We start from the raw sequence: 8,740 nt of genomic DNA on the forward strand, positions 1-8,740 counted from the left end.
CTCCACCGCCGCGGGGGCGACGGGCCCTTCGGCGTCCACGCGGAGCATTCACCTTCATTCATTGCAACGAGCGGGGTGGAGTTCGTTGCATTACCTCTCAGGATCATTGCAATGAATTCACTCTATTGACCTGCAATGAAGGGGATTTACTAGGTTCAGCGCATTGCCGAGTCAGTGAACGCAACGTAGCTTTTCGTTCATCGGAAACGATGAACCCAAGGAGAGCACGATGCACACCTTCGCCACCCCCACCGTGATCACCGCCGTCCTGGACATCCCCGCGGGCCGCATCCGCTTCATCGCCGCCGACCGCACCGACACCACGGTCGAGGTCCTTCCGGCGGACGCCGCCAAGAACCGTGACGTCCAGGCCGCCGAGCGGACCGGCGTCAGCTACGCGAACGGCGTCCTGAAGGTCGCGACCACGACGAAGAACCAGTACTTCGGCCCCTCCGGCGCCGTCGAGGTGACCGTCCGGCTGCCCGCCGGCTCCGGTGTCGAGGCGAAGGCCGCCGGTGCCGAACTCCGCGGCGTCGGGCGGCTCGGCCGCGTCCTCTTCGAGGGCGCCCAGGGTCGGATCAAGCTCGACGAGGCGGAGAGCGCCCGCCTCACCGTCCTCGACGGCGACGTCGAGGTCGGCCGGCTCGGCGGCTCCTCCGAGATCAGCACCCAGCGCGGCGGCATCCGGATCGCGGAGGCGGTCGGCGGCGCCTTCGTCCTGAGCACCCAGCTCGGCGACATCGAGGTCGGCGTCGCCCGCGGGGTCTCCGGCGCCCTCGACGCCCACACCACCCTCGGCCGCATCGACAACGCCCTGAAGAACGACGGCACTCCCGGTCTGAGCGTCCGCGCGACCACGACCCGCGGGGACGTCACCGCCCGCAGCCTCTGACCGTCGGACCGGTCACCACCCCGGCCCCCGGCCGCCAGCCATCGACCCCAGCACCTGAGGAGCCCCACCATGACCACCCCGGCCATCGCGGCGAACGGGCTGCGCAAGTCCTACGGCGACAAGGCCGTCCTCGACGGCGTGGACCTGACCGTCCCCGAAGGAACGGTCTTCGCCCTGCTCGGCCCGAACGGCGCCGGCAAGACCACCACCGTGAAGATCCTGTCCACCCTCATCGGCGCCGACGGCGGGCAGGCCCGGGTGGCGGGCCACGACCTGTCCGCCGCCCCGCAGGCGGTGCGCGCCGCCATCGGCGTCACGGGCCAGTTCTCCGCCGTCGACGGCCTGATCACCGGCGAGGAGAACATGCTCCTGATGGCGGACCTGCACCACCTGCCCCGGTCGGAGGGGCGGCGCGTGACGGCCGAACTCCTGCAGCGCTTCGACCTGGTGGAGGCGGCGAAGAAGCCCGCCTCCACCTACTCCGGCGGCATGAAGCGCCGTCTGGACATCGCCATGACCCTGGTCGGCAGCCCCCGGATCATCTTCCTCGACGAACCCACCACCGGCCTCGACCCCCGCTCCCGCCACACCATGTGGCAGATCATCCGCGAGCTCGTCACCGGCGGGGTCACCGTCTTCCTCACCACCCAGTACCTGGAGGAGGCCGACCAGCTCGCCGACCGCATCGCCGTCCTCAACGGCGGCACGATCGTCGCCGAGGGCACGGCGCAGGAGCTCAAGCGCCTGGTCCCCGGCGGGCACGTCCGCCTCCGCTTCACCGCCCCGGACGCCTACCGCTCGGCCGCGGACCTGCTCCGTGACGCCGGCCGCGACGACGAGGCCCTCGCCCTGCACCTGCCCAACGACGGCAGCCAGCGCGAGCTGCGCACCGTCCTCGACCGGCTGGACGCGGCCGGCGTCGAGGCGGACGAACTCACCGTCCACACCCCCGACCTCGACGACGTCTTCCTCGCCCTCACCGCCGCCCTCCCCGCGCAGTCCAAGGAGTCCGCCCGATGAGCACCCTCTCCCTCGCCGTCCGCGACACGACCACGATGCTGCGCCGCAACCTCCTGCACGCCCGGCGCTACCCCTCCCTCACCCTGAACCTGCTGCTCACGCCCATCATGCTGCTGCTGTTGTTCGTGTACGTCTTCGGCAACACGATGAGCGCGGGCATCGGCGGCGGCGACCGCTCCGACTACATCGCCTACCTGCTCCCCGGCCTGCTGCTGATGACGATCGGCTCCACCACGATCGGCACCGCGGTCTCCGTCTCCAACGACATGACCGAGGGCGTCATCGCCCGCTTCCGCACCATGGCCATCCACCGCGGCTCGGTCATCACCGGCCACGTCCTCGGCAGCGTGCTGCAGTCCGTGGTCAGCGTGGTCCTGGTCGGCGCGGTCGGCCTGGCCATCGGCTTCCGCTCCGCCGACGCCACCGCCCTCGAATGGCTCGCCGCCTTCGGCCTGTTGGTCCTGTTCTCCCTGGCCCTGACCTGGATCGCGGTGGGGATGGGGCTGGTCAGCCCGAATGCCGAGGCCGCCAGCAACAATGCGATGCCGCTGATCTTCCTCCCGCTGATCTCCAGCGCCTTCGTCCCGGTCGACCAGATGCCCGGCTGGTTCCAGCCCATCGCCGAGTACCAGCCCTTCACCCCCGCCATCGAGACCCTCCGCGGCCTGCTCCTGGGCACCGAGATCGGCCACAACGGCTGGCTCGCCCTCGCCTGGTGCCTCGGCCTGGCCGTCCTCGGGCACCGCTGGTCCACGGCCGTCTTCCACCGCGAACCCCGCTAGGTTCTGTCGTCGAACACCACGCCCGCATCAGGAGTGGTGCGAGGGCGACGGCTGCCGGAGATCCGGGCGGCGGTCAGCAAGGGCCGACGCGGGAAAGGGGCCGACGCGGGAAAGGGGCCGGCACGGAGGAAGGGGGCGTCCACGTCGGCGTGGACGCCCCCTTCCGTCGAGCCCTGCGGTCAGAAGACGAGCTGCGAGCTGTTCACCGGGTGGTCCAGGCCCGCGACCTCGCGGGGCGCGAACGGCGCCCGCCAGCTCCCGGTGCCCTGGTAGAACCAGGTGCCGGACGAGTTGAGGCCGATCAGGTCGTTGCGGCCGTCACCGTCGGTGTCGCCGACGCCGACGAGGTGGGTGTACGTGTTCCACCCGCCGCCGATCCTCGTGCGGGACGCCAAGGTGCCGTCACCCTTGCCGAGGTACAGCCACAGGACGCCGTCCTTGTCACGGGCGACGAGGTCGCCGCCGGTGGCCCCGCCGATGTTCCCGGTGGCGACGAGCTGGTTGTAGATCTGCCAGCCGACGCCGATCTTCCTCCGGGGCTCGAAGGGGCGGGTGACGGAGCCGGTGGACTGGTAGAGCCACAGCACGCCGGAGCGGTCGGTGGCGAGGAGGTCGGCACGGCCGTCGCCGGTCAGGTCGGAGCCGCCGGTGAGCTTGTCGTAGATCTGCCAGCCGCCGCCGACCCGGACCCGGGCGGCGAGGTCGCCGGTGCCCTTGCCCTGGTACAGCCAGAGGACGCCGTCCCTGTCACGGGCGACGAGGTCGCCGACCGCCGAGCCCGCGATGTTCCCGGTCGCCTCGATCCGGTCGTAGATCTGCCAGCCGACGCCGATGAGCGCGGCCTGGCCCGCCTCCACGAGCTGTCCGTCGTTGACGTCGTCGCTGTAGCGGGTGTCCTGACGCCACAGGCGGCCGTCCGCGTCACGGCTCAGCAGGTCGAGGGTGCCGTTGTCGTTGAAGTCGTGCGGCCGGGCGGCGCGGTCGACCGTGAAGCTTCCCTCGGCGGTCGCGGTGGGGCCGATGCCGTCGAGGGGGCTGGCCTCGACCTCCCAGGTGTAGGCGCCGTTGGGGGCGGACTCGACCCCCTGGCCCACGGTGCCGTCCCACGTGAACGGCACCGTCGTGGTGGTGGGCCGGGTCTTCGTCAGCACGGTGCTCTTGCCGGTGCCGACGTGCCGCAGCGTGACCTTGATGTCGACGGAGGTCCGGGAGAAGGTCCAGTCGAAGGTCTGCTTCCCGCCGTTCTCGTCGAAGTCGACCACGGCGGGCGGTCCGCCGGCGCCGATCACGACCTCGGTGGGCTCGCCGGTCGTGGCCACCAGGGTGACCTCCGGCTGAGCGCCGCCCTTGTCCTCGATCCGGTACATGCCCTCGCCCGTGCCGACGAGACCGCCGCGCACGTACAGGCTCCCGTCCGGGACGCCCGCGGAGGAGGTGAGGTGGTCGAGCAGCTTCACGGGGGCCGCGGCGGCGTCTGTCAGGCTGTACGCGGTGACGGCGTGCAGCGGGTTCGTGGTGCCCGAGGCGAGACCGCCGGCCTCGCCGTACACCACCCAGTCGCCGACCAGGCCGACCTGGAGCTCCTCCGACCCCGTGTCTCCGACCGGGATCTCCCGCACCCGGTCCGTGGCGCGGTCCAGGACGAACACCGTCCAGCGGTCGGGCTCGCCCTCCCCGCTCGCGTTCTCGCTCCAGGCGACATGGGTCTCGGAGGCCACCATGCCGCCGTCCGCCGCCCCGACCCCACGGTCGTGGATCTCGCCCACGACGCCGGTGGCGAGGTCGATCAGGCCCCACTTCTTTCCGCCGCGGACGGAGAAGGTGACGAGGGCCTGGTCGTACGTCGCGGGGGAGACGCTCATCCAGGTCGCGTCCTCCGGGAAGCCGGTCACGACGTCAGTGCTGTAGGAGGAGGCGCCGTCGGTCCTGACGTGCTTCCGCAGCACCGTGCCGGTCTCGGTCTCCTGGGCCGTGAAGAGGGCGTCGGCGGCGGATCCGGCGTATGTGTAGGTACCGGTCATGGTCACCCCCAAGGGGACCTGGATCGGACCGCTGCTGCCGTCCGCCTTCCGCAGGCTCGCCGAGTAACTGCCGACGTGGACCCAGTAGTCGTCGGTCCGGGTGGACCGCAGCGCGTTGTGGCCGCCGTAGCCCTGACCGGCGCCGTCCGTGTACCTCCGCAGGGCGTACCCGCCGGTCTCCGGATTGCGCGTGAGGAAGTGGGTGTGCTGCCCGGCACCGACGAGGTCGGCGTTCGCGGGGAACGGTATGGGGGACTCGGCGGTGATCGCGTCGGCGGCCGAGAGGGCCGCGACGGGCGAGGCGTGTGCGGGAAGCGTCATCAGGCCCACGCCGGTGGTCGCGGCGAGGACGATGCTGACGGCGGCCGCGAGGCGGCGCCGGGGTGAGCGGACCAGGAGCACGTTCCGTTCCTCCGGGATGACAAAGTAGGAATTTCCTGACAGGCGCATCACCTGTGTCACGCGCCTCGCTTCATGAGACCGGCGGGAAGGCGAAAGGTTGTACGACCGGGCTCTCTTCCGCGAGCGAGGCCCGCAGCGCCTCCGCGAACTCCGCCGGGGCACCGTGCTGTCCGTGCTCACCGCCCAGGAAGCCGCCGTGGTGGCTGGGGTAGACGGCGAGCGGTACCCCGATGCCCTCGGCGACGGCCGCGGCCGCCCGCGCGCAGAACGTGCCCTCGGACTCCTTGCCCGCGGCGATGACGATGCGGGCCGTCACGGCGCGCAGGACCGCGAAGTCCGGGTGGTACGAGGTGCAGCCGCGCATGTTCTGGCCGAGCAGGGCGTCGTCGCGCGTGCCGTCGTCCTCGGCCGACAGCCCGAAGGCCTCCGGGGAGGGCGCGGGCTCCTCGGCCCAGTCCGCCGGGATCGGGCCCGTCCGGCTCACCAGGGCGATGAACTTCGCCATCGCCACGCCCGAACCCTCCCTCAGGTAGGTGCGGTGGATGTCCGCGCAGACCGCCAGGGCGGCCTCGCGGTCCGGCAGGACGGGAGCGCACGGCGGCTCGTGCGCGACGAGGGTGTGGACCAGGTCCGGACGGGCCGTGACGAGCGCCAGGGCGTTCACCGCGCCGCCGCTGCTGGCGAAGACGTCGACGGCGCCCGCGTCCAGGGCCCCGATCAGACGGGCGAGGTCGTCCGCGTGCTCCTCCGGCAGGGTCTCCGGGGCGCCGTCGGTCCGCTCGCTGCGCCCCACCCCGCGGGGGTCGTACGTCACGACGGTGCGGTCGCCGAAGTACGAGGCCAGGGTGGCGAATCCGGCCGCGTCCATGGGCGAGCCGATGAGCAGCAGCGGGCGCGGGTCGGATCCGGTGCCGGGGCGGACGTCGTAGCGGAGGGTCGCGCCGACGGTCTGCAGCGCGCGGGTGACGGTCTCGGCCATGGGGTTCTCCTCGGTGAAGGGTCGGTCGCAGGGGTAGACGTGCGGGACCCTCCCGACTCATCGGTTCGGGGAGATCTTTTTTTGCCCCGAGTCTCCGGTGCCCGCCTCGATGCCCCCGGACGGGCCCCGGGCCCCGGTCCGGACGAACCCCGCGCCCCGGCCTCGGACGCGAACGGACGGGCCTGGCGCGCCGCCGTCCCGTGCACCGCCCCCGTCGACCCGGCGCGGGCGAACGACTGCCTGGTCACCGCGCACGCCGTGATCGACCGGTTCGAGACCGGGCGCAGGAAATCCGGCCACATGTACTTCACCGGCGGCCGGCCGGTGGAGCGGACGGACGTCGGGTCCGGGGCGACGGGGCTGTTCCGGGTCGGCGACGAGGTCGAGTTGACCTTCTGGCGCGGCGAGGTGATGACGGTCACCGGAGCGGGGCAGGTCTGGAACCGGTACGTGCCCTCCCCGGGCCCCACCGCCCTGCCCGCGGCCCGGCTCGCCGTCCTGGCCGGCTACCCCATGCGACGGCTTCGGCCGGCAGGGGCGGGCGCCTACGGCGTTGCCGGTCAGGGGCCGAGGGCCGAGCGAGCGGGAGGGGCGGCCCTTCGGGCGACGACGGGAGCGTGACGACAGGGCCTGGCCGGCGCCCCCGGCCGTCGGGAACCGGGCCACGGCCTCGGTATTGGTCCAGACCTATTGACGCGTCCGCTCGCCCCTCCTACGATCCGGTCCGGCAGCCCCCCATGTCCCCACCTCACCCAGAGCCGGGCGTCACGCCCTCATGAGTCAGTCATGCCCATGACACTCGGCGGGAAGGGAGCACCACATGTTCCGTCGGAGGTCGCGCACCCCACGCCCGTCGGGCGGTCCCCGCCCCTGTCCCCCCGACCCCGCCCGCCGCGCGGACGACCGGACCGGTCGCGCCCGGCACGGATCGACCGTCCTGGTGCGCTCCCTCGCCGGAGTGAGCGCCGCCGCCGTCATCGGCGCCGGCGTCGCCGTGGTCGGCAGCCCCACGGCCGGAGCCGCCACCACCAACCTGGTGACCAACTCCGGCTTCGAGGAAGGGCTTTCCGGCTGGACCTGCTCCGGCGGCTCCGGCTCGACCGTCAGCAGCCCGGTCCACTCCGGCGCCTCCGCGCTCAAGGCCGTGCCGGCCGGCTCGGACAACGCCCGGTGCGCCCAGACGATCAACGTGCAGCCCAACTCCTCGTACACGCTGAGCGCCTACGTCCAGGGCAGCTACGTCTACCTGGGCGCCACCGGCACCGGCCTCACCGGCACCACGTCCACCTGGACGCCGAACAACGCCTCGTACGGCCAGCTCAGCATCGACTTCGCCACCGGCGCCACCACCACCCAGGTGACCGTCTACCTGCACGGCTGGTACGGGCAGCCGGCGTACCACGCGGACGACGTGGCGCTCAGCGGTCCCGGCGGCAGCCCCACGCCGACCACCGCACCGCCGACCACCGCACCGCCCACGACCGCACCGCCCACCACCCCGCCGCCGACGACCGAGCCGCCCACCACCCCGCCGCCCACGACGACACCGCCGACCACCGAGCCCCCCACCACCCCGCCGCCGACCACCACCCCGCCGGGTGACACCTGCCCCACGAAGCCCAAGCCGTCCGGCAAGGTCCTCCAGGGCTACTGGGAGAACTGGGACGGCGCAGCGAACGGCGTCCACCCCGGCATGGGCTGGGTCCCCATCACGGACGGCCGGATCGCCGCCCACGGCTACAACGTCATCAACGCCGCCTTCCCGGTGATCCTCTCGGACGGCACCGTGCTGTGGCAGGACGGCATGGACACCGGCGTCAAGGTCGCGACCCCCGCCGAGATGTGCCAGGCCAAGGCGGCTGGCGCGACCATCCTGATGTCGATCGGCGGCGCCACCGCGGGCATCGACCTGAGCTCCAGCACCGTCGCCGACCGCTTCGTGGCGACCGTCGTCCCGATCCTCAAGAAGTACAACTTCGACGGGATCGACATCGACATCGAGACCGGCCTCTCCGGCAGCGGCAACATCAACACGCTGTCCGCCTCCCAGGCCAACCTGATCCGCATCATCGACGGCGTGCTGGCCCAGATGCCGGCGGGCTTCGGCCTGACCATGGCCCCCGAGACCGCCTACGTCACCGGCGGAAGCGTCACCTACGGGTCGATCTGGGGCTCCTACCTGCCGATCATCAAGAAGTACGTCGACAACGGCCGCCTGTGGTGGCTGAACATGCAGTACTACAACGGCAGCATGTACGGCTGCTCCGGCGACTCCTACCAGGCCGGCACCGTGCAGGGCTTCACCGCGCAGACCACCTGCCTGAACAACGGCCTCACCATCCAGGGCACCACCATCAAGGTCCCCTACGACAAGCAGGTGCCCGGCCTGCCGGCCCAGACCGGCGCGGGCGGCGGCTACATGTCGCCGGGCCTGGTCGGCCAGTCGTGGAACGCCTTCGGCGGTTCGCTGAAGGGGCTCATGACCTGGTCGATCAACTGGGACGGCTCGAAGGGCTGGACCTTCGGCGACAACGTCAAGTCCCTCCAGGGGCGTTGACCTTCCGCTGACCCCCGCCCCCGCTTCGTCGGGGCGGGGACCAGGAGCGGGCGGGGGGGCCCCCCACCCCGGGCCCCCCCCCCCCCC

Annotated in this window: 6 protein-coding genes and 2 pseudogenes; 6 read left to right on the forward strand and 2 right to left on the reverse strand. The window is 72.1% G+C overall.

All coding sequences use genetic code 11. The features are described 5' to 3' along the window. The first annotated feature begins 229 nt into the window (after positions 1-229). The 3 genes from ACFW22_RS35230 to ACFW22_RS35240 all read left to right on the forward strand — a co-directional run bounded on the left by ACFW22_RS35230 (position 230) and on the right by ACFW22_RS35240 (position 2,694). Positions 230-892: a DUF4097 family beta strand repeat-containing protein gene (locus ACFW22_RS35230; RefSeq protein ID WP_386412737.1), complete on the forward strand. Its 663-nt coding sequence runs from the start codon at positions 230-232 to the stop codon at positions 890-892. A gap of 69 nt (positions 893-961) precedes the next feature. Next, complete coding sequence (locus ACFW22_RS35235) at positions 962-1,912, forward strand: ATP-binding cassette domain-containing protein (protein ID WP_386412740.1); 951 nt, start codon at positions 962-964, stop codon at positions 1,910-1,912. Next, positions 1,909-2,694, forward strand: a complete 786-nt coding sequence (locus ACFW22_RS35240; protein WP_386412743.1) for an ABC transporter permease — start codon at positions 1,909-1,911, stop codon at positions 2,692-2,694. The genes ACFW22_RS35235 and ACFW22_RS35240 overlap by 4 nt, the downstream gene beginning before the upstream one ends. 179 nt (positions 2,695-2,873) lie before the next feature. Here the strand turns inward: ACFW22_RS35240 and ACFW22_RS35245 are convergent, their stop codons facing one another. Both ACFW22_RS35245 and ACFW22_RS35250 read right to left on the reverse strand, forming a co-directional pair. Beyond that, a complete protein-coding gene (locus tag ACFW22_RS35245) occupies positions 2,874-5,117 on the reverse strand; it encodes an FG-GAP repeat domain-containing protein (RefSeq protein ID WP_386412746.1) in 2,244 nt (747 codons plus the stop codon). A 70-nt stretch (positions 5,118-5,187) separates the two neighbouring features. Then, positions 5,188-6,096 (reverse strand): alpha/beta fold hydrolase, encoded by a 909-nt coding sequence (locus ACFW22_RS35250; RefSeq protein ID WP_386412749.1) that lies wholly within the window; start codon positions 6,094-6,096, stop codon positions 5,188-5,190. A gap of 81 nt (positions 6,097-6,177) precedes the next feature. Here ACFW22_RS35250 and ACFW22_RS35255 point away from each other — a divergent pair, with 81 nt between their 5' ends. From ACFW22_RS35255 to ACFW22_RS35265, 3 genes and pseudogenes are all read left to right on the forward strand, one after another. Then, complete coding sequence (locus tag ACFW22_RS35255; protein WP_386412751.1) at positions 6,178-6,717, forward strand: hypothetical protein; 540 nt, start codon at positions 6,178-6,180, stop codon at positions 6,715-6,717. 199 nt (positions 6,718-6,916) lie between these two features. Then, positions 6,917-7,465: pseudogene (locus ACFW22_RS35260) on the forward strand (carbohydrate binding domain-containing protein); the annotation flags it as partial. A 231-nt stretch (positions 7,466-7,696) separates the two neighbouring features. Further along, positions 7,697-8,653 (forward strand): annotated as a pseudogene (locus ACFW22_RS35265) (chitinase); the annotation flags it as partial. Between the last annotated feature and the right edge of the window lie 87 nt (positions 8,654-8,740).

Source organism: Streptomyces sp. NPDC058872 (assembly GCF_042743065.1).
GTDB lineage: Bacteria > Actinomycetota > Actinomycetes > Streptomycetales > Streptomycetaceae > Streptomyces.

Coding starts and splice junctions, on each gene's coding strand:
- ACFW22_RS35230 (WP_386412737.1), top strand. CDS start 230: ATGCACACCTTCGCCACCCCCACCGTGATCACCGCCGTCCTGGACATC.
- ACFW22_RS35240 (WP_386412743.1), top strand. CDS start 1,909: ATGAGCACCCTCTCCCTCGCCGTCCGCGACACGACCACGATGCTGCGC.
- ACFW22_RS35235 (WP_386412740.1), top strand. CDS start 962: ATGACCACCCCGGCCATCGCGGCGAACGGGCTGCGCAAGTCCTACGGC.
- ACFW22_RS35250 (WP_386412749.1), bottom strand. CDS start 6,096: ATGGCCGAGACCGTCACCCGCGCGCTGCAGACCGTCGGCGCGACCCTC.